Origin of the sequence: Streptomyces sp. NPDC004435, from assembly GCF_042873895.1 — a bacterium.
In the GTDB taxonomy this organism is placed as follows: Bacteria; Actinomycetota; Actinomycetes; order Streptomycetales; family Streptomycetaceae; genus Streptomyces.
In genome coordinates, this window is the sequence record NZ_JBIAMB010000014.1 from 163,982 (window position 1) to 184,884 (window position 20,903).

At 74.7% G+C, this 20,903-nt stretch carries 18 protein-coding genes; 9 read left to right on the forward strand and 9 right to left on the reverse strand.

From position 1 onward, the window contains the following. Window positions 1–30: 30 nt before the first annotated feature. A complete protein-coding gene (locus ACFYT9_RS25140) occupies window positions 31–1,866 on the reverse strand; it encodes a glycoside hydrolase family 15 protein (RefSeq protein ID WP_376598534.1) in 1,836 nt (611 codons plus the stop codon). A 228-nt stretch (window positions 1,867–2,094) separates the two neighbouring features. On the opposite strand from ACFYT9_RS25140, the gene ACFYT9_RS25145 reads away from it, so the two are divergent. Further along, the gene (locus ACFYT9_RS25145; RefSeq protein ID WP_389167442.1) at window positions 2,095–4,386 is read left to right on the forward strand and encodes an MMPL family transporter; all 2,292 of its coding nucleotides are present in this window, start codon (window positions 2,095–2,097) and stop codon (window positions 4,384–4,386) included. A gap of 43 nt (window positions 4,387–4,429) precedes the next feature. After that, the gene (locus ACFYT9_RS25150; protein ID WP_376598530.1) at window positions 4,430–4,840 is read left to right on the forward strand and encodes a DUF4440 domain-containing protein; all 411 of its coding nucleotides are present in this window, start codon (window positions 4,430–4,432) and stop codon (window positions 4,838–4,840) included. Here ACFYT9_RS25150 and ACFYT9_RS25155 read toward each other — a convergent pair. From ACFYT9_RS25155 to ACFYT9_RS25165, 3 genes are all read right to left on the reverse strand, one after another. Next, window positions 4,831–5,199, reverse strand: a complete 369-nt coding sequence (locus tag ACFYT9_RS25155; RefSeq protein ID WP_387279160.1) for a hypothetical protein — start codon at window positions 5,197–5,199, stop codon at window positions 4,831–4,833. The genes ACFYT9_RS25150 and ACFYT9_RS25155 overlap by 10 nt on opposite strands. A gap of 53 nt (window positions 5,200–5,252) precedes the next feature. Further along, window positions 5,253–5,651: a nuclear transport factor 2 family protein gene (locus ACFYT9_RS25160; protein ID WP_389167445.1), complete on the reverse strand. Its 399-nt coding sequence runs from the start codon at window positions 5,649–5,651 to the stop codon at window positions 5,253–5,255. A gap of 113 nt (window positions 5,652–5,764) precedes the next feature. Beyond that, the gene (locus tag ACFYT9_RS25165; RefSeq protein ID WP_389167447.1) at window positions 5,765–7,000 is read right to left on the reverse strand and encodes an ROK family protein; all 1,236 of its coding nucleotides are present in this window, start codon (window positions 6,998–7,000) and stop codon (window positions 5,765–5,767) included. Between the two features lie 173 nt (window positions 7,001–7,173). Between ACFYT9_RS25165 and ACFYT9_RS25170 the strand changes: the two genes are divergently transcribed. Beyond that, a complete protein-coding gene (locus ACFYT9_RS25170; RefSeq protein ID WP_389167450.1) occupies window positions 7,174–8,625 on the forward strand; it encodes a carboxylesterase/lipase family protein in 1,452 nt (483 codons plus the stop codon). A gap of 201 nt (window positions 8,626–8,826) precedes the next feature. Further along, window positions 8,827–11,058, forward strand: coding sequence for a sulfatase-like hydrolase/transferase (locus tag ACFYT9_RS25175; protein ID WP_389167453.1), 2,232 nt, complete (start codon window positions 8,827–8,829; stop codon window positions 11,056–11,058). 33 nt (window positions 11,059–11,091) lie between these two features. On the opposite strand, the gene ACFYT9_RS25180 is transcribed toward ACFYT9_RS25175, so the two are convergent. Beyond that, entirely contained in the window at window positions 11,092–11,529 is a 438-nt protein-coding gene (locus ACFYT9_RS25180) for an OsmC family protein (RefSeq protein ID WP_387278770.1), read from the reverse strand. 223 nt (window positions 11,530–11,752) lie between these two features. Here ACFYT9_RS25180 and ACFYT9_RS25185 point away from each other — a divergent pair, with 223 nt between their 5' ends. The 4 genes from ACFYT9_RS25185 (at window position 11,753) to ACFYT9_RS25200 (ending at window position 15,792) form a co-directional block, all read left to right on the forward strand. Next, the gene (locus ACFYT9_RS25185; RefSeq protein ID WP_389167456.1) at window positions 11,753–12,265 is read left to right on the forward strand and encodes a hypothetical protein; all 513 of its coding nucleotides are present in this window, start codon (window positions 11,753–11,755) and stop codon (window positions 12,263–12,265) included. Window positions 12,266–12,376: 111 nt separating this feature from the next. After that, window positions 12,377–12,769 carry a hypothetical protein gene (locus ACFYT9_RS25190; protein ID WP_387278774.1) on the forward strand — a complete coding sequence of 131 codons (393 nt, stop codon included), beginning with the start codon at window positions 12,377–12,379 and terminating at the stop codon, window positions 12,767–12,769. Window positions 12,770–12,916: 147 nt separating this feature from the next. Next, entirely contained in the window at window positions 12,917–15,280 is a 2,364-nt protein-coding gene (locus ACFYT9_RS25195; protein WP_389167459.1) for a molybdopterin cofactor-binding domain-containing protein, read from the forward strand. Window positions 15,281–15,312: 32 nt separating this feature from the next. After that, complete coding sequence (locus ACFYT9_RS25200) at window positions 15,313–15,792, forward strand: (2Fe-2S)-binding protein (protein WP_376602779.1); 480 nt, start codon at window positions 15,313–15,315, stop codon at window positions 15,790–15,792. A gap of 70 nt (window positions 15,793–15,862) precedes the next feature. Here ACFYT9_RS25200 and ACFYT9_RS25205 read toward each other — a convergent pair whose 3' ends face one another. From ACFYT9_RS25205 to ACFYT9_RS25220, 4 genes are all read right to left on the reverse strand, one after another. Then, window positions 15,863–16,684, reverse strand: coding sequence for a hypothetical protein (locus ACFYT9_RS25205; RefSeq protein ID WP_389167462.1), 822 nt, complete (start codon window positions 16,682–16,684; stop codon window positions 15,863–15,865). After that, window positions 16,684–17,958 (reverse strand): VWA domain-containing protein, encoded by a 1,275-nt coding sequence (locus tag ACFYT9_RS25210; RefSeq protein WP_389167465.1) that lies wholly within the window; start codon window positions 17,956–17,958, stop codon window positions 16,684–16,686. Before ACFYT9_RS25210 ends, ACFYT9_RS25205 begins: the two co-directional genes overlap by 1 nt. Before the next feature lie 89 nt (window positions 17,959–18,047). Continuing rightward, window positions 18,048–18,848, reverse strand: a complete 801-nt coding sequence (locus tag ACFYT9_RS25215) for an endonuclease I family protein (protein ID WP_389167467.1) — start codon at window positions 18,846–18,848, stop codon at window positions 18,048–18,050. Window positions 18,849–19,048: 200 nt separating this feature from the next. Then, window positions 19,049–19,513 (reverse strand): Lrp/AsnC family transcriptional regulator, encoded by a 465-nt coding sequence (locus tag ACFYT9_RS25220; RefSeq protein WP_376603324.1) that lies wholly within the window; start codon window positions 19,511–19,513, stop codon window positions 19,049–19,051. 130 nt (window positions 19,514–19,643) lie between these two features. Between ACFYT9_RS25220 and ACFYT9_RS25225 the strand changes: the two genes are divergently transcribed. Beyond that, window positions 19,644–20,753, forward strand: coding sequence for an asparaginase (locus ACFYT9_RS25225; protein ID WP_389167470.1), 1,110 nt, complete (start codon window positions 19,644–19,646; stop codon window positions 20,751–20,753). Window positions 20,754–20,903 lie beyond the last annotated feature (150 nt).

Consider the following 20,903-nt stretch of genomic DNA (forward strand, 5'->3'; position numbering starts at 1 on the left):
CGCTCCGGCCGGGCGGGAACAGGCCGCGTCCTACCCCGGCCGGGCGGCGGCCGCGTCCAGGGCCTCGTCGAGCGTCGTCGCCGCCATGATCAGCGAGAGATGGGTGAACGCCTGCGGGAAGTTGCCCAGTTGCTCGCCGCTCGGCCCGATCTCCTCGGCGAACAGGCCGACATGGTTGGCGTACGTGAGCATCTTCTCGAACGCGAACCGCGCCTGCCGCACCCGCCCGGCCCGCGCGAGCGCGTCCACGTAGAGGAAGGTGCAGAGGCTGAACGTGCCCTCGGCGCCCCGCAGTCCGTCGGGCGCGGCGGCCGGGTCGTAGCGGTGCACCAGGTTGTCGCGGACCAGGCGGCGCTCGATCGCGTCGAGGGTGCTCAGCCACACCGGGTCGGTCGGGCTGAGCAGCCCCGTCCGGGGGACGAGCAGCAGCGACGCGTCCAGCACGTCCCCGCCGAAGTACTGCGTCAGCGCCTTCTGGCGCTCGCTCCACCCGCGTCGCATCACCTGAGCGAAGATCTCGTCCCGCGCGGTCCGCCAGGTGTCCAGGGCGGCCGGCCGGCCGAACTCCTCGGCCAGCCGCAGCCCCCGGTCGAAGGCCACCCAGGACATCACCCGGCTGAAGGTGAAGTCCTTCCGCCCGCCACGGGTCTCCCACACCCCCTCGTCGGGCGCGTCCCACGACGTCGCGAGCCAGTCGAGCATCCCCGACACCGCCCGCCAGCCCTCGTACGTCGGCTGGGTGTCCAGGCCGCCGCCCTGCGCCAGCGCGTACAGGGCCTCGCCGAAGATGTCGAGCTGGAGCTGGTCCGCCGCCGCGTTCCCCACCCGTACCGGAGCCGAACCCCGGTACCCCTCGAACTCCGACAACACCTCCTCCGGCAGCCACGGGTCCCCGTCCACCCGGTACATGATCTGCAGCGGCCGGCCGCCGCCGGGACCCCTCGAACGCTCGGCGACCCGCGCCGTCAGCCAGTCCGTGAACGCCGCCGCCTCCTCCACGAACCCGAGGTCGAGCAGGGCCCGGACGGCCAGCGAACCGTCCCGCACCCAGGTGTAGCGGTAGTCCCAGTTGCGCTCGCCGCCCACCTGCTCCGGCAGGCCCAGGGTCGCCGCGGCGATCGGCGCCCCCGACGGCAGATAGGTCAGCAGCTTCAGCGTGATCGCCGACCGGTGCACCATGTCCGGCCAGCGGCCCCGGTACCGCGCGGTCCGCACCCACCGCTGCCAGAAGTCCACCGCGTCCCACAGCGCCGCCTCCACCTCCCGCACGTCCGGCAGCGGCGGCGGCTCGGCCTCCGGGCCGTCGACGGTGAACGAGGCCCCGGCCATCTGCCCCTCGGACAACTGGAGCCGGCCCCGCACGTCCTTCGGCCCGTCCCGCTCCAGCGGCACGTTCGACTGGAGGAAGCCCGCCATCGCCGCAGAGCGGAAGGACGCCGTCCGCCCGTCCACCCGGGTGTCGTGCGGGGTCCGCCCGAAGCCGAACCTGGGCCGGCACTCCAGCGTGAACGTGACGCTGCCCCGCGTGCACCGCATCACCCGCATCAGGGTGTGCCGGTCCGTGGGCCGCCCGGTCCGGTCCGGCGGCATCCAGTCCATCAGCTCGCCCACCCCGTCCGGCGACATGAACCGGGTCACCAGCATCGCCGTGTCCGGGTAGTACAGCTGCTTGACCGTCACGTCCGGCCCGTCGACGGAGAGCCGGAACCAGCCGCCCCGGTCGTGGTCGAGGAGCGCGGAGAACACCCCCGGCGAGTCGAAGCGGGGGGCCGCGAACCAGTCGACGACGCCCTCGTCCGAGATGAGCGCGACGGTCTGCAGGTCCCCGACCAGACCGTGGTCGGCGATGAGCGGATAGCGCTTCATCCCCCCACTATCCGCGAACCGGCACCGATGCGCCCCGGGGACGAGATGCCGACCCCGCCCGGCGGGAGCACCATGGACGGAGAACGGGACACCCGACGGAGAACGGGACACCCGACGGGGAACAGGACACCGACGGGGAACAAGACACCGACGGAGAACAGGACACCGACGGGGAGCGAGGAAAGCGCAGCCGGCTCGGGGAAGCGCCTATCCGGACACGGCGAGGCCATGAGAGCAACGCCCGCGGCCCAGAAGGGCCGCCCCGCCAAGCAGAGCAGCCTCTACCGGCTCGGGCACTGGTGCGCCCGCCACTTCGTCATCGTGGTCGCCGTCTGGCTGGCCGCTCTGGTGGGGCTCCAGATCACCGACCGAGCGGTCGGAGGCCAGTACTCCGACGACTTCGACCTTCCCGACTCGCAGTCCGCCCGCGGCCTGAGCGTCCTGGAGGCCCACGACCCGGCGGCCGGCGGCTACGGCGCCCAGATCGTCCTCAACGACCCGTCGAAGCCGCTCACCGACGAGGCGTCCGCCGTGAACTCGGCCGTCACCGCGCTCGCGAAGCTGCCCGACGTCATCGGCGCCCAGAACCCGCTGCCGCCGCCCGGCACCACACCGCCCCCGGCCTCCTCCACCACCCCGAACACCGGCCCGCTCTCCACCGACGGCAAGACCGCCTACATCACGGTCCGCTTCAGCGTGCCCCCCTCCACGCTCGGCGACGACTACCTGACGGGTGTCGACGAGGCCGTGCAGCCGCTCAGGGACGCGGGCGTGACCGTCGAGTACGGCGGCTCGCTCGGCGAACTCGCCCGCCCCGCCGCCGACGACCGCACCAGCGAGGCGATCGGCTTCGCCGTCGCGATCGTGGTGCTCCTGATCGGCTTCGGCAGCATCATCGGCGCCGTGATGCCGCTGGTCACCGCCCTGCTCGGCGCCATCTGCGGGCTCGCCCTGCTGGGACTGACGGCCGCCGCCTTCACCTTCGGCACGGTCTCCCCGACCCTCGCCACCATGATCGGCCTGGGCGTCGGCATCGACTACGCGCTGTTCCTCATCACGCGCCACCGGCAGAACCTCATGGACGGCCACGATCCCGCCGACTCCGCCGGCCTGGCGACCACCACCAGCGGCCGGGCGGTCCTCGTCTCCGGCTGCACGGTCATCATCGCCCTCTCCGGCCTGTGGGTCTCCGGCGTGACCTTCATCGGCAAACTCGGCCTCGCGGCGGCCTTCACGGTCGTCACCGCCGTCCTCGCCGCCCTCACGCTCGTCCCGGCCCTGCTCGGGCTCGTCGGCCGCCGCATCGACCGCTACCACGTGCGCAAGCCGGTCGCCGAGACCGACGCGGAGCCCGGCGCCACCGCCCACGGCACCTGGCACAACTACGCCCGGCGCGTCGAACGGCGACCCTGGTACTTCCTCGTCGGCGGCGTGGTCGCGCTGCTCGTCCTCGCCTTCCCGCTGCTCTTCATCCAGCTCGGCCACATCGGCGACGGCGCCGACCCGAAGTCCTTCACCGACCGCCGCGCCTACGACCTGATCTCGACCGCCTTCGGCCCCGGCGCCAACGGCCCCCTGACCGTCGTCGTCGACCAGTCCGCCGTGCCCTCCGGCGACCGCGCCGCCCTCGCCGACAGCCTCCAGAAGGCCCTCACCGGCGTCCCCGACGCGGCCTCCGTCACGGCGCTCAAGGCGACCTCCGACGGCGACGTCCTCTTCGGCACCGCCTACTCGGTCGCCTCCCCGCAGGACGAGCGCACCACCGAACTCACCAACCACCTCGTCGAGGACGTCCTCCCGCAGGCCGTGGCCGGCACGGAGGCGCAGACCTACGTCACCGGCACCACCGCCGCCCAGGTCGACTTCCTCGACCTCGTCTCCAGCCGCCTGCCGCTGATCATCGCCGTCGTCGTCGCGCTGGCCTTCCTGGTGATCCTCATCGTCTTCAGAGGGCTCCTCGTCGCCCTCAAGGCCGCCGTCCTCAACGTGCTCTCCATCGCCGCCTCCTACGGCGTGGTCGTCGCCGTCTTCCAGTGGGGCTGGGGCGGACCCGCGCTCGGGGTCTCCGGGAAAGTGCCCATCGAGAGCTATGTGCCGATGATGATGTTCGCGATCGTCTTCGGCCTGAGCATGGACTACGAGATCTTCCTGCTCTCCCGCGTGCGGGAGGCGTGGCTGCGCACCGGCGACTCCAAGGCGAGCGTCGCCCACGCCCTGGAGATCACGGCCAGGGTGATCACCTGCGCCGCCCTGATCATGGTCAGCGTCTTCGCCGCCTTCATCGTCTCCGACAACATCGTCGTGAAGATGCTGGGTCTGGGCCTGGCCGCGAGCGTCCTCATCGACGCGACCGTGGTACGGCTCCTGCTGGTGCCCGCGGTGCTGACCCTCCTCGGCAAGCACGCCTGGTGGACCCCGCGGTGGCTCGACCGGATCCTGCCCCACCTCGACACCGAGGGCGAGGAGGCCGTCAGACGCGACGAGACCGCCACCACGCCGCCCGCACCGCCCGCACCCTGAAATCCGGCGGCCCCGGCCGGCCCTGACCAGGCAGAATGCGGCCATGATCCAGGACGACCGCCGCACGCCCGTGACGCACGACCAGCACCCCGACATCGCCGAGGCCGTCGCGCGCGAGCGCGCCCTGCACGACCCCGCCGTCCGTCTCTCCCGGTCCCTCGCCGAGGACCTGTTCGACCCCGATTTCATCGAGGTCGGCGCCTCCGGACGGCGCTGGACGTACGAGGAGATGCTCGCCGCCCTGCCCGCGCTGCACGGCGGCGAGGACGGCCCGCCCATCGTCGCCACGGCCTTCGCGGGCACGGTCCTCGCCCCCGGAGTCGTCCACCTCACCTACGAGACCGTCATCGACGGCCGGCACGCCCGCCGTTCGTCGGTCTGGCGCCGCGACGCCGCCGGCACGCTCCGGCTCTTCCACCACCAGGGCACGCCGGTGCCGGACGCTCAGACGTAGGCGTCCGTCACGCAGTCCGCCGCGCAGCCGTACCGCTCGAAGCCCCGGCGCAGCGCGGCGGCGGCGTGCTCCCGCTCGACGTCCTCGTGCCCGTACCGCTCCCGCAGCAGCCGCTCCACGGCCGCGACGGTGACGATCCCCGGCTCGCCGTCGCCGGCCGCGAGCCGGGCCGCGACGATCGCCTGCTCCGTGGCGCGCTCCAGGTCCCGGAGGTAGGCCTCCCGGGCCATCCGCCAGGCGCGGCGGGCCGCGAACGGGCGCACGGCCCGTCCCTTCCACACGATCCCGGCCAGGACGAGAGCGATACCGGGGCCGATCAGCAGCACCCCGCCGGCGACCTCCTTGGCGGTCCACCCCATGTTTCCTCGCCTCCCCGTCGGCCGACCGCCGATTCTACGGTCGGCGGGCCGGGTCAGGCCTGGACGAGGTCGCCGTGCCGGTGCGTCACCCTCCAGGCGCCGTCCTCGCGGCGGTAGGTCTGGGTGGCCCGCAGGGTGTAGACGCGCGCCTCGCCGTCCACCGAGGCGGAGATGTGCTCGAAGCACGCGGTGTGGGCCGCGTCGCCGACGACGTCGTGGCTGAGCACCTCGACCCGGTAGGAGGTACAGGCGGAGAAGCGTCCGGCCAGGGCCGTGAGCACCGAGTCGACGTCCTCCCGCCCGAGCGCGTTGTACCAGGCACCCAGCAGGCTCACGGGCTCGCGCCGCGACCACAGCGCCCGGCAGGGTGCCGGGTCCCCGTCGTACAGCGCCTCCTGGGCGGTCTGGAGATCGGTCCTGACCCAGGTCAGGAAGGATTCCCGGTCGGTCATGCCTTCATGATGCGCCCGCGCCGCCGCGCCCCGCACCCGCTGGACCTCCTCCGGTGGCGGCCGTCGACGCGGGGTGTGCCGGAGGAGGGGGCGGAGGTGGGGTCGGCCGTCAGTCAGCGCGGGGGTACGGAGGCCGGGTCGGCCAGCACCGTCTCGCGGGCCAGTGCCACCGCCCCGGCCAGGGAGGCGTCGGCGCCGAGCACGCCCGGCACCGGCACCGGGACCGGCGCCGCCCCGGCCGACAGGATCCTGCGGCCGGCGAGCCGGGCTTCGAGGCCGCGCTCCAGCCAGGGGTACCAGTCGGCGAGGTAGCCGCCCAGCACCACGTCGTCCACGTCGAGGAGGCTCGTCACCGCGAGGACCGCCGCGCCCAGCACCTCTCCGGCGGCGTCGAGGGCCGCGACGGCGGCCGGTTCGCCGCCGGCCAGGGCCAGGCCGAGCGCGGCGACGGCGGCCTCGGTGCCCCGCTCGGCACGCAGCCCGCCGAGTCCGGCCGCGTCGGTCAGGGCCTCGGGGCCGAGGTGGAGCGCGAGGCAGCCGCGTCCGCCGCAGGCGCAGGGCGGCCCGTCGAAGGCGACCGGCATGTGTCCGGGCTCGCCGGCGACGCCGTGACCGCCGGCCTCGATCCGGCCGTCGACGACGAGACCGCCGCCGACGCCCACGTCGGCCTTGAGGTACGCGAGGGAGCGGGGTGCGGCGCCGCGCCGGACCGTCAGCGCGCGGTACTCGGCGAGCGCGGCGAGGTTGGCGTCGTTGGCGAGGACCACGGGCCCCGCGGCGTCGCCGAGCCGTTCCCGGAGCAGGGCGCCGAGGTCCACCGGGCCCGGCCAGCCGAAGTCGGTGGAGAACATCCGGCCGTCGGCGGTGACGGGGCCGGGCACGGCGAGGAAGGTGCCGGCGAGGTGTGCCCCGGGGTGTGCGGCGCGGGCGGTCGACGCCGTCCCGCGCACGGCGTCGGCGAGGGCGTCGGCGAGGGCGCCCGGGTCGCCGTCGGGCGTGGTGTGGGCCAGGTCGGCGCGGTGGCCGAGGCGCCCCGCGAGGTCGGCGACGGTCAGGTGGAGGCGTTCGCGGGTGACCCGGACCGCCACGGACACGACCCGGTCGGGCACGGTCTCCAGGTGCTGCCGGGGCCGCCCGCGTCCGCCGCCGACCACGGTCCCGGCCTCGCGGACGAGGCCGCGGCCGACGAGGTCCGCGGCGAGGGCGGTGAGCGAGCCGTGTGCCAGGCCGGTCGCGGCGGCGGCCTCGCCGCGCGAGGCCGGACCGTGGTCGGCGAGGTGGCGCAGGACGCGGGCGAGGTTGTGCCGCCGCACGTCGGCGGGGGACTCGGGGGCGGGGAGGGGGCGCACCCCTGGATTCTGCCCCAGGACGGACCACGACGGTCGGCGTTGACTCGTGTCAGTGAACCGTGTCACCAGTTTTATTTCAACCCTTGACGTAAATATGTCGGCGCCCGACGCTGTACCCGTCACGCCCAGCGGCCGCCGCGAGCACCGGCCCACGCACCCCCAGGAGCCGACCGATGACCCCTCCCGGTCCCCTCGTCACCACCACCCGCGGCCCCGTCCGCGGCGAGCGCCGCGAAGACGGCACCTACCGCTTCCTCGGCATCCCCTACGCCGAGCCGCCCGTCGGAGCGCTGCGGTTCGCCGCCCCCGAGCCGCCCGAGCCGTGGACCGAGCCCCTGGACGCGACCGCCTACGGGCCGACCGCCCAGCGCCGCCCGTTCGCCGAGGTCACCACCATCCCCGAGCCCAGCGTCCCGGGCGCCGGCGTCCTCAACCTCAACGTCTTCACCCCCGACACCGCCCCCGCCGAGGGCCTGCCCGTCCTCGTCTGGATCCACGGCGGCGGCTACGTCGCCGGCTCCGCCGCCAGCCCCTGGTACGACGGCGCCGCCTTCAACCGCGACGGTGTCGTCCTCGTCTCCGTCGGCTACCGCCTCGGCATCGAGGGCTTCCTGCACCTGGAGGACGCCCCGGACAACCGCGGCGTCCGCGACTGGATCGCCGCCCTCACCTGGGTCCGCGACAACATCGCCGCCTTCGGCGGCGACCCCGCCAAGGTGACCGTCGCCGGCCAGTCCGCCGGCGGCGGCGCCGTCCTCACCCTGCTCTGCGTCCCCTCCGCCCGCGGCCTCTTCCGCGGAGCCCTCGCCGTCTCCGGCGCCGTGCTGCGCCCCGACGGCCCCGAGACCGCCCGCGCCGCCGCCCGGCTCTTCACCACCCGCACCGGCCTCCCCGCCACCGCCGAGGCCCTGCGCGACCTGAGCGACGACGAACTCCTCGCCCTCCAGGACCGCCTCGCCGAGGACGGCCCCGACCGCGCGGGGCTGCCCCCGATGCTGGCCCTCGCCCCCTTCGCGGACGGCGACCTCGTCCCCGTACCGCCCGCGGAGGCCCTCACCACCGGCGACGCCGGAGCCGACGTGCCGCTCCTGCTCGGCTTCACCGCCGAGGAGTTCTCGATGTTCCCCGGCCCCGGCGACGAAGGCCCGCCGCTCCCGCACCTCCTCGGCGCGCTGGGCCTCGACCCGGCGCGCACCGGAGAGTTCACCGCCGCCTACCCGGACGCGCCCGAGGGCGCCCTCTTCGGCCAGGCGCTCACCGACGTCATGTTCCGGGCCCCGGGCCTGGCCGTCGCCGACGCCCGCGCAGCCCGCGAACGCCCCACCTGGCTCTACGAGTTCGCCTGGCGCTCGCCGGTCCTCGGCCTCGCCGCGCACTGCCTCGACCTGCCGTTCGGCTTCGACCTCCTCGACGCCGAGGGCGTCCCCGAGGTCGCGGGCCCCACCCCGCCCCAGGCTCTCGCCGACGCCGTGCACCGCGCCTGGGTCGCCTTCGTCACCGACCAGGACCCCGGCGCCGACTGGCCCCGCTACACCCCCTCCGCCCGCGCCACCCGGGTCTGGGACACCGAGAGCAGGACCGAGACCGACCCCGTCCGGCACGTCCGCGACCTCTGGCTCGACTGACCGGCGCCGGCGAGGACGTGGCACACCCCGACACCCGGGACGGAATCCGCCGTCCCGGGCGTCACACGCTTTTCACGTCCCGTGCATGGAACGCCGCGGGACCCGCGCCGATGATCGACCGAGCGCGCCTCCCCGCACCCCGCAGCGGGGAGCGCGCGTCCCCGGACCGGTCCGACCGCCGCGCAGCCAAGGAGTCCCCGCATGCCCAGCCGCCGCCGCTTCCTCGCCGGATCTGCCGCCATGGGCGCCGGCGCCCTCTCCGCGACGGCCGGCACGACCCTCCCGGCAGCCGCCGCGACCCGGGCCGCCCCGGAGGACACCACCCGCCCGCCGAACCTCGTCGTCGTCCTCGCCGACGACCTCGGGCGCGGCGAGGTCGGCGCCTACGGACAGCGGCTCATCGCCACCCCGCGCATCGACCGGCTCGCCGCCGAGGGCCTCCGCTTCACCGACGCCTACTCGACCGCCGCCGTCTGCGCCCCCTCCCGCTGCTCGCTCCTCACCGGCCTCCACACCGGCCACGCCACCGTCCGCGCCAACCCCTCCGGCGCCCAGGGCGCCCTCACCGCCACCGACACCACCTTCGCCGAGGTGCTGCGGGCCCGCGGCTACCGCACCGGTCTCTTCGGCAAGTGGGGCTTCGGACCCGAGGCCGCTGGACAGCCCAGCCACCCCAACGCCCGCGGCTTCGACGAGTTCCACGGCTACATCGACCACGGCCACGCCCACCAGTACTACCCGGCCCAGCTCTGGCGCGACGGCACCAAGGAGGCCGTCCCCGCCAACGCGGGCGGCGCCAAGGGCGCCTACGCCCCCGAGCTGCTGCTCGGCTCCGCCCTCGACTTCCTCGACCGGCACGCCGACCGCCCCTTCCTCCTCTTCCTCGCCCCCACCGTCCCCCACGCGCCCAGCGACGCCCCCGGCCACGGCCCCTACGCCGACCGGCCCTGGACGGCGGCCGACAAGGGCCACGCCGCCCAGGTCTCCCTCCTCGACTCCCACATCGGCCGGATCGTCGACCGGCTGCGGGCGCACGGCCTCGACCGGGACACCGTCCTGATCCTGGCGAGCGACAACGGCCCCCACGAGGAAGGCGGGGTGAACCCCGACCACTTCGACGCGAACGGCCCCCTGCGCGGCTACAAGCGCAACCTGTACGAGGGCGGGATCCGCGTCCCGCTGATCGCCTGGGGCCCGGGCCGCGTCCTGCCCGGCACCTCCGACCGGCCCACCCCCCTCACCGACCTCCTCCCCACCCTCGCCGAACTCGGCGGCGCCCCCGCCCCGGCCGACGTCGACGGGCTCTCCGCCGCCCCGCTGCTCACCGGCGGAGCCGCCGTCGCCGCCCGTCACGACCACCTCTACTGGTACCGCGACGAGCGGGGCGTCACCGGCCGCGCCAACTCCCAGGACGGGGGCCGCGCCACCTGGCTCGCCGAGGCCCTGCGCAAGGACCGCTGGAAGGCGGTCCGCTTCGCTCCCGTACGCGACCGGACGCTCCCCGACGACCGGTGGCAGGTCGAGCTGTACGACCTCGCCACCGATCTCGGCGAGACGAGCGACGTCGCCGCCCGCCATCCCGCCACGACCGCCGAACTCGTCGCCCTCATGCGCGCGTCCTGGCGGGACACCTACCCCCGCACCGCCTTCGGCACCGCCCTCACCGCGCCCGGGTCCGTCGTCCCCGGCGAGGAGTTCACCGTCACCGCCGTCCTCGCCAACGGCTCCTCGCGCCCCTGGTCGACCCCCGCGCTCGCCCTGGCCGCCCCCGCGGGCTGGACCGTCCGCGCCACCACCCCCACCGGCACGGACCGGCTGGCGGCCGGCGCCCGCCTCACCGCGAGCTGGCGGGTCACCGTCCCCGCCGGCGCCGCACCCGCCACCCCCGCGCGGCTCACCGCGGAGGGCACCGCGCTCGCCCCCGGCGGCCCGGTCCGGTACGCCGCCGACGCGACCAGCACCACCGTCCCCCCGGCACCGACCCGGGACGGATACCTCTCCGACCTGCCCTGGATCAGCGCCGTCAACGGCTGGGGCCCGGTCGAGCGCGACGCCTCCAACGGGAAGAACGCGGCCGGCGACGGCACCCCCATCGCCTTCGGCGGCACCACCTACGCCAAGGGCCTCGGCGTCCACGCGTACAGCTCGGTCTCCTACCACCTCGGCGGGGTCGCCGACCGGTTCACCGCGCTCGTCGGCATCGACGACTTCTCCGCCCGCCAGAGCACCCTGGGCGCCACCCGCGCCACCGTCCACGGCGACGGCCGCGTCCTCGCCACCACCGGCGTCCTCACGGCCGCCGGCGGCCCCGTCCCGCTCGACGTGGACGTCCGGGGCGTCCGGGTGCTCCGCCTGGAGGTCTCCGACGCCAACGACAGGACCTCCTTCGACCACACCTCGTGGGCCCGCGCCCACATCTCGCTCCGGGCCTGACCACCGGGCGTGGTCGGGCCCGGACCGGGCGGCTCAGCCCTCGAAGCCGACCGTCCCGTCCGGGAGGATCGCCTCCACCCGGGCCCCGTGCTCGACCGTGCGGCTCACCGTGCAGAACTTCTCGTGCGTGAGCCGCACCCCGCGCGCGAAGACCTCCGCCGCCTTCGGGTTGGAGTCCGGCAGGTCGAACTCGTAGCTCACCCGGATCCGCCCGATCCGGCCGTCGTCCTCCGGAGTCGACACCGACTCCACGACGATCCGCAGCTCGTCGTGGTCCACCGCCCGCGCCGTCCGGTCGATGACCAGGCCGCCGCAGCCGCCCATGGCAGCCAGCAGCAGCTCCACCGGCGTGAACGACGGCTGCGCGCCCTCGTCGTCGGCCGCGGCCATCAGCACCTCCGCACCCCGGTCGTTGCGGGCGGTCCACCGCCGGTACCCGGTGCGGACGGTCTCGACGCGGTAATCGGCCATGGGGGAGCGCTCCTCGGCTGGGCTCGTACGTGTGCCCCGTACGCTACGGCGCCCCGGCCCCCGCCCCCCACCCGACCGGCCGGGCGTCGACGCGCCGAGCCCGCCGACCGCTCCCGCCCCACCCGGCCCGGCCCCACGCCCCGGCCCCTTCCGCCGCCCTTCCGCACGCCCGGTGGACCACCGGGCACCCCCGGCCCGGGAAGGGCGTGCTGGAATACGGCCCATGGACGCCTCCGACCGCCTGTGGATCCGCCCCTTCCCGCCGATCGACCCGGACACCCCCGAGGTGCTCCTCGCCGTCGACCACGCCTCCGCCGACCCCGCCGAGCGCATGGTCTGCGTGCTCCTCAACCGGGGCCACGAGGGCCAGGAAGGCGTCTTCCACCTCCTCCCCGACGACCTCACGGCCCGCTACCGGCGCAGCGGCGGCCGGCTCGCCGTGACCCTCCTCGCGCCCCGGGCCGTCGTGGCGGCCGACGTGGCCGACCGGACCGACGGCCTGTGCGACCACCTCGACGCCCTGCCGCGCGACCCCCTGGACCCCGGTCGCGTGGTCCTCCTCCACCGCGAGACCGTCACCGACTTCGTGCCCGCCGCCGAGGGCGACGAACGGCAGCCGGTCCTCCTCCTCGACCACGTCGGCGGCTCCGCCGGCCCCGACGAGCTGGCCGAGTCCTTCGAGAGCGGCGGGACGACGGTCGCCGTCGTCGCCGCGACCGAGCACCCCGCCCCCTGACCGGAACCCCGTCCGACCCGCCGCGCCCACCTCCCCGGGTGAGTACCCGCCCGCCCCGACGTGAGTACGCCGGCGGATCCGCCACGGCCCCCGGGTGGCTGGAATGGAGCCATGACCCTCCGCATTCCGCGCCGCCCCCGCACCCGGCCCCTGCGCCGCGCCTCCGCCACCGGGACCGCCCTCGTGGTGGCGCTCGGGCCGGTCGTGGTGGGGGCCCTGCTCGCCCGTTCGGTCGGCGGCGACCCGATGGTCTCCGTCAACGCGCTCATCGCCGGCGGCGGTCAGCGCGCCCGGGTCTCCCGGCACCAACTCCGCTCCTGCCGGGGCCGGATGAACGCCCGGCCGATCCAGGCCGTACGCGGTCTGACCGCCAGGGCGCGGCCCGCCGCCCTCCGGAGCCCGGCGCCGGACAGCGGGCTTCCCCTCGTGACCGTACGGCGGTCCCGGCGCGCCGATCCGCCCGGGCGGTCGCGCCGGACACCGGCCGAAAACCGGCAGACCTGACGGAAAGCGGCTCTGACCAGCACGCTTCCCGCGCGGTTTCCTCACCGAAGCGGCCCCGCCGGGCGCCGGGATGCGCGATGATCGCCCCCGCACCCGAGAAGGACCGGGCCCTCGGGGCCGGTACGGCAGCGTCGAAAGGCACCCCTCATGGCCAGGCGGCATCCCGCGCGCGCGTACGACCAGAGCCCCCTGCCCGCGGACTCGCCGACCGACCCGCCCGGCCTCGGACGACGGCGCTTCCTCGGCTACGTGCTCGCGGCGCCCACGCTCACCGTCGCCGCCCAGGTCGGCGCCGAGGCGATCGCCCCGGCGACCGCCGAGGCCGTCATCCCCTCGTTGCCGGGTCCGGCCGAACTCCTCGACCTCAACGACCTGCTGACCACGGCCGCGCTGCCGACCAGCCACCTCATCACCATCCGGCTCGACCCCGACGGCACCGCCCACTTCGCGCTGCCGCGCGCCGAGGTCGGCCAGGGCGTCACCACCTCCTCCGCCATGCTCATCGCGGAGGAGCTGGACCTGCCCCTGGAGAAGGTGAAGGTCACGCTCGCCGACGCCCGCCCGGAACTGCTCTTCAACCAGCTCACCGGCGGCTCCAACACCACCGTCTCCACCTACACCCCGATCCGGGTCGCCGCCGCCGTGGCCCGGGGCCGGCTGCTGCACGCCGCCTCCCTCGTCCTCGGCGAAGCCGTCGCCACCCTCACCACCAAGGCGGGCACGGTCCTCTCCCCGGCGGGCGCGGTCCTCGGCTACGGCGAACTCGCCGCCCGGGCAGCGGCCGTGGCGGACACCGCCGTCGCCGTCGCCCTCAAGGACCGCGAGGACTTCCGGGTCATCGGCACCGCCCGCCGCCGGCTCGACGCGCTCGACGCCGTCACCGGCCGCAAGAAGTTCGCGATGGACCTCCGGCCGGCGGGCGCCCTGCCCACCATGATCTGCCGCCCGCCCACCATCAACGGCACCGTCCGCTCGGTCGCCAACCTCGACGCCGTACGGGCCATGCCGGGCGTCACCGACGTCGTCACCGTCTCCACGGGCGTCGCCGTCCGCGCCCGTACCTTCGGCCAGTGCGTCGACGCCGTCCGCGCCCTCGACGTCGACTGGAGCCCCGGCACCGCCGAGGACGCCACCGACGCGACCGTCCTCGCCGAGCTGCGCCGGGCCGAACTCCCGCTCGTCGTCCCGCCGCTCCCGCTCCTCACCAAGGCCGTCGACGCCCGCTTCACCTTTCACTTCGCGAGCAACAGCGCCCTGGAGACCAACTGCGCCATCGCGGACGTCCGCCCCGGCTCCGCCGAGATCTGGGGCTCCCTCAAGGCCCCGATCGTCGCCCAGGAGCAGATCGCGCTCCGCCTGGGACTGCCGGTCTCCGCCGTGAAGGTGCACGTCACCGAGGGCGGCGGCTCCTTCGGCCGCAAGCTCTTCCACGACGCCGCCCACGAGGCCGCCGAGATCTCGAAGAAGCTCGGCAAGCCGGTGAAGCTGATGTGGCACCGCACCGACGACTTCCGGCAGGGGCGTACCCACCCGATGTCGACCTCGCGGGTCCGCGCCACCTACTCGCTCGGCGAGGTCCTGACGTACGAGCAGCGGCACACCTCGGTGGCGACCGACTTCGGGCACGGCATCGGGGAGGTGCTGACGGCGGAGGCGGCCCGGCTCCCCGTCGCCGACGCCGCCTTCTCCCAGACGATGTTCCAGCTCACCCAGATCAGCCCCTACCACCTCGGCGTCACCACCCAGCTCCTGTCCGAGACGGACAAGGGCTACAACACCGGCTCGATGCGCAACATCTACTCGCCGAACGTGCGCACCGCGCAGGAGCTCGTCATCGACGAACTGGCCCGCCGTCTGGGCGAGGACGCCTACGGCCTGCGCCGCCGCCTGATGAAGGAGTCACGGGCCCGGGCCGTCCTGGACAAGGTCGCCCAGCTCGGGCGGTGGGGCCGGCCGATGGCGCCCGGGACCGCGCAGGGCATCGCCGTGCACCCCGAGTACCACTCGTACGTGGCCGTGCTCGCCGAGATCGACTGCCGTCCCGCGACCACCGGGCGCACGGTCCCGGACGCGTACACCGGCCCCCGCGTCACCAAGGTGGTCTGCGCCGTCGACGTCGGCCTCGCGGTCAATCCGCGCGGCCTGGAGGCGCAGATGATGGGAGGCATCTCCGACGGCATCGCGCTCGCCCTCACCTCTGGGCTGCACCTGAAGGACGGCGCCTTCCTGGAGTCCAGCTGGGACAACTACTACTACACCCGGCAGTGGAACACCCCGCCCGAGCTGGAGATCGTCGTCATGCCGCCGACCGGCGACAAGCCCGGCGGCGCGGGCGAGCTGGCGGTGGCGGCGGCGATGGCGGCCGTGGCCGGCGCCTACGGCCGGGCCACCGGCACGATGCCGACCGTCTTCCCGGTCAACCACAACGCCCCGCTCACCTTCACGCCCCCGCCCGCCGTCCCGCCGGTCCCGGCCTCCCCGACCGACGGCCGCGACCGCGTCCTCCCGTAGTCCAAGGCTCTTCGAGATCCCCGGAGTTCTCCGTGCCCCAGCACACCTTCATCCTCAACGGCCAGGCCGTCACCGCCGAGGTCGAGTCCGACGTGCGCCTCCTGTGGGTCCTCAGGGACGTCCTCGGCGTCACCGGCCCCAAGTACGGCTGCGGGGTCGGCGTCTGCCGGGCCTGTACGAGCCACCTCAACGGCAGGGCGTTCACGCCCTGCGCCGTCCCCGTGGGGCAGCTCGCGCCCGAGGACGAGGTGACCACCATCGAGGGCCTGCCCGAGACGGCCGGCGCCGAGCTCCACCCGATGCAGGAGGCATGGCTCGACCTCGACGTCGCCCAGTGCGGCTTCTGCCAGCCCGGACAGATCATGGCGGCCGTCGACGCGGTCCGCCGGGCCAGGGAGGCGGGCCGGGAGGTCACCGAGGCCGACCTCGACGCGCTGCGCAACATCTGCCGCTGCGGCACCTACCACCGGATCCGGCAGGCGGTCCTCGAAGGGGCCCGCCGCATGCCCTGACGCCCTCACCCTGCCGGGCACGCCCGAAGGCCCCCGCCGCGCGAGCGACGGGGGCCTTCGGCAGGGTGCGTCAGACGGCGGGCGGGACCCGCGACGGACGGCCCGAGCCCCTGGTCAGGACGTAGCCGCCGATGCCCGCGAGCGCGGCGAGGACGCCGCCGGCCGCGGTCCAGATCCAGCGGTCGGACCACCAGCCGGAGGACCAGCCGCCCTCGGGCGCGGCGGCCTCCACCGCGGTGCGGCGGCCGGCCTCCTCCTCGGCCTCGGCCAGTTCGGCGGTGGTCGCGCCCGGCACCAGCGGCGCGGCGAGCGCTCCGTCGGTGGCGTACGCCCCGCCCCGGTCGGAGACGTCGACGCCGACGCGCGCCGAGAACGGCTGCCCCAGGTCCTCCTCCGGCAGCCCGGTCACGGTCAGCCGGACGAAGTAGCTGCCCGGCAGCGGGTCGTTCGCCCAGGCGTCGGCGGAGGCCCGCACCGGCCGCAGCACACAGGCGAGCTCCAGCGCGCCCGTCTCCTTCGGCGCCGTACGGGACTGCGTGCCGTACATGCACGGCTGACGGCGCCGCAGCCCGTCGTAGACGTCCACCCGCCAGGTGGCGGCGCCGTGCCGCAGGCTGCTCTTCGGCAGCGTCACGGTCGCCCGGACGGTGGGCCGCTCACCGGTGTCCGCCGGGAACACCCAGTACAGGTAGTCGCCCGTCGATGCCTGTGCGGTGGCCTCCTGGCCCGGCCGGAAGGCGGCGGCGGTACGGAAGGTGGTGCCGGCCTCCGTGGGGCCCGCGGAGGGGTCGGCCGAAGGCGTGGGCGTGTCGGCGAGGGCGCCCGGCGCGGCCGGGCCCAGCAGGGCGGCGCCGGCCAGCGCGGCCGCCGTGAGCATCCGTACGGTACGCATCAGTGGGTCCTCCAGACGGCGAAGCGCCAGCGGGACAGCCAGCCCCAGATCAGTCCGGCCAGGAAGCCGGCGAGCACCAGCGCGCCGAGCAGCCACCAGCCGCGGCCGAGGCCGAAGGAGGCCACGTCCGAGGCGTCGGCCGGGCCGTCCACGACGTCCACGGTCAGCTCGACCGGCATGCCGGGCGTCGTCTTGACCGACGGCGGGGCGGAGAAGGAGTTGCTGACCTGGAGGCAGACCGTCTCGGCGGCGGGCTTGGCGTCCCCGGCCTCGTCGTCGTCCCGTTCGGGCTTCGGGTAGCGCAGCCCGGTCGAGATCACGTCGGTGCGCCCGTCCCCGGCCTCGGAGCCGCGCACGATCTCGCGCCCGGACTTGGTGACGGCCCGCAGCAGCACGCCGTAGTCGTTGTTCACGGCCCGGTCGGCGGAGACGCTGACGGAGGCGCGGAGTTCCTGGCCGGGCAGCAGGTCGACCTTGTACCAGCGGTGCTCGCCGAAGCTCTGCCGGTCGGTGTAGAGGCCGGGCTTGAGCTGCGGGGCGTCCGCGCACTGGCGGGTGCCCTCGGTGGCGACGGGGGTGACGACCGGGTCGGCCGCGCGGTCCACGAGCTGCCGGACGCGCCGGGAGAGGTCCTCGGTGCGGTGCACGGAGGTGTACGTGCCTCCGGTGGCCTCCGCGATGCAGGAGAGCTGCTGCCTGGTCTTGGCGTTCGGCACCAGGCCGAGGGTGTCGATCACGAGGTTGATGCCCTGGTCGGCGATCTCCCGGGCGATCTGGCACGGGTCGATCCCGCAGGTGTCCTCGCCGTCGGTGATGAGGACGATCCGCTTGGTCGCCTTGTCGGTGCCGAGATCCTTGGCCGCGCCGCGCAGCGCCGGGCCGATCGGGGTCCAGCCGGTGGGGGCGAGGGTGGCGACGGCGGTCTTCGCCTCGGTGCGGTCGAGCGGGCCGACCGGGTACAGCGCCCGGGTGTCCTTGCAGCCGCGCGCGCGGTCGTTGCCCGGGTAGTCGGCGCCCAGGGTGCGGATGCCGAGCCTGACCTCCTCCGGCACCGCGTCCAGGACCTCGTTGAAGGCGTCCTTGGCCGCGCTCATCCGGGACTTGCCGTCGATGTCCTTGGCCCGCATCGAGCCGCTGACGTCGAGGACCAGCTCGACCTTGGGGGATTCGTCCGCCGCCGGCTCGTCGGCGGAGGCACTCGTCGGGAGCAGCGCGGCGGTCAGGGCGACGAGCAGCGCACAGGCCCCGGTCGCCAGCCGTTTTCTCGTGATCATCGGCGGATCGTATTGATGATCCTCCGACAATCCAAAACCGGGGGCCGGCTCCCCGTCGGACGGGCAGCCGGCCGCGTGGTCCTGACGGGTTACCAGATGGCCTCGACCCACTCGGGGTGGTCGACGAACGGGTTCCGGTTGCCCTGGTAGGTGGAGTACACGAGGTCGTTGCGGCGCTCCTCGAAGGCGCTCGGCGGGTCCTGCTCGTTCCACTGCTTCAGGACCGAGAGCTTGCCGTGGTAGGGCACGCTGCCGTTGGAGGTGGACTCGTTGGCCTCCAGGTTCGGCCAGCCGTCGCCGCCCTCGTACCGCACGGCCATGTAGAGGATCATGCGGGCCACGTCGCCCTTGTCGGCGTCGCGGGGCTCGAAGGAGTTGGAGTCGGTGTAGCTGCCGGGGGCGCCGCTCACCGGGCTGCCGCCGTTGTCGAAGTCCTTGTTGCCGCGGGTGCTGTTCACCTGCACGTCGCAGGCGCGCAGGTGGTGCAGGTCGGTGCCGGGGCCGGCGGAGGTGCCGAAGTTCCCGTGGGACTGGGCCCAGGTGTGCTCGCGGTTCCAGTTGCCGACGGAGCCGCCGTTGAGGCTCTTGCTGCGGGAGGCCCCGCTGTAGAGAAGCACGACGTTGGAGGAGTTGTTCGGGTCCTGGTCGAGGGTCTTGAGGGCGTTCCAGACCGCGTCGTACGAGATCTTGTCCTGGTCGCTGATGATGGTGTGCAGCGCGGACTTGAGGCTCGCGCCGGTCTTGCCGATCGCGTTCTCGTAGTACGTGGAGTCGTACGCGTTCGTGGTGGCGGCGGCGGGGGACGCCGTGACCGCGGGGAGCGTGAGTCCGACGACGGCGGCGGAGACCGCCGCCCAGACCTTCCAGCTGCGTATCCGAGCAACCGACATGGGGGGCCCTTTCCGGGGGACGGCACGCGGGCGGGCGCCGTCCCCGCGGCTCAGGGGAGCGGCGCTCTACGCGTGTTGACTGCGTGTCATCCGGGAGAGTGGCACGGGGGAGGAGGTTGTCGTGTTACGGACAAAGAGCCATTCGGTGACGTTCTCGCATACACGGCCACCGGCGGCGCGCGGATCGCGCCCCTTCCGCCTCAGCTGCCCCGGAGGTCCACCGGCATCCCCTTCGGCTCCTTGATCCGCTTCATGATGATCTGCGAGTTCACCTCGGTGACCCCGGCCAGCGCCGTCAGCTGCTCGATCCACAGCCGCTCGTACGCGGACAGGTCCGCCACCGCGATCCGCAGCAGGCAGCCCGGGCTGCCGAAGAGCCGGTACGCCTCGATCACGTCGGGGATCGACTGGAGCGCCTCCTCGAACGCCTCCACCGTCTCCCGGTCCCGCTTCACCTCGACCGAGACCAGCACCTCGAAGCCGCGCCCGACCGCCTCCGGGTCGATCACCGCGCGGTACCCCCGGATCACCCCGTCCTGCTCCAGCTGGCGCACCCGGCGCAGACAGGGGGAGGGGCTCAGGCCGACCCGCTGGGCCAGCTCCTGGTTGCTCAGCCGGCCGTCCTGCTGGAGCTCGCGCAAGATGTGGAGATCGATTCGGTCCATGGCGCAATTATCTGCCACGCTGAAACATTTCTGCCTCCACCTTCGCAATCGCATGCTCCCTCTTTTGGCCTACGGTTGCGGGCTGGGTCACGGAAATGCCGGGCCCGTGGAAGCCAGGGAGGCGACGGCCATGCAGCGGACGAACGACGGAACCCCGCGCCGGATCGTCGTCATCAGCACCGGCGGCACGATCGCCAGCCGCTGGCAGGGCACCGGCTACGCGGCCGACGCCTCCGGCGACGACGTCCTCGCCACCGCGCCGCTCCCCGAGGGCGTGACCGTCGAGGTCCGCGACCTCTTCAACGTCAACAGCTCGCTGCTCACCGCGGCCCACCAGCTCGCACTGCTCCGTACGGTCCACGAGACCCTGGCGGACCCCGGCGTCGACGGCGTCGTCGTCACGCACGGCACCGACACCCTGGAGGAGACCGCCTTCCTCCTGGACCTCCACCACGCGGACCCCCGCCCGGTCGTCCTCACCGGCGCCCAGCGCCCCTTCGGCACCGGCGACGGCGACGGCCCCGGCAACCTGTACGACGCCCTCCAGGTCGCCGCCACCGTCCGCGACCTCGGCGTCCTCGTCGTCTTCGACGGGCGCGTCCACGCCGCCCGCGGCACGGTGAAGACCCGGACTCTCGCCGCCGACGCCTTCGCCGACCCCTCGGCCGACCGGCTCGGCCGCGTGGGCTTCTCCCGCGTCGACGTCGACCGCCTGCCCGACCGCCCGGCCGTCCTCCCGCTGCCGGCCGCCGCCCGCACCGCCGACCCGGACACCACCGGTCGCGCCGGACTGCCCCGGGTGGACGTCGTCTTCCACCACACCGACGGCGACCGGCTGCACTTCGACGCCGCCCTGGCCGCCGGGGCCCGCGGCATCGTCCTCGTCGCCACCGGCGCGGGCAACGCCACCCCGGAGATCGCGGAGGCCGTCGCCGAGGCCACCGCCCAGTGCGTCCTCGTCGCCGTCACCACCCGCGTCCCGGCCGGCCCGCTCGCCGAGATCTACACCGGCGGCGGCGCCGTCGACCTGGTCGCCGCGGGCGGCCTGCTCACCGGCACCCTCCGGGCCGGCCAGGCCCGCATCGCCGTCCTCGCCGCCCTGCTCGCCGACACCGACGGCGACGACCCGGCCCGCCGCACCGCCCTCCTGCGCCGCCTCCTCGAAGGCCCGGTCCGCGCCGAGCCCACCCTCGCCACCGGCACCTCCCTCGAGGCCGCGCCCGTCCCGGCCCGCGCCTGACGGCCCCTGACCACCGGCTCGCGGGCGTCGACTTCCCCCTCCTCCGCCCGCGAGCCGGAAACAACCCTGCGCACCGGCGGAGCCGGACGGCCCGGCGCACCGGCCGAGCCGGACGGCCCGGCGCTCATATCGAGCCGGGCGCCCCTGCGC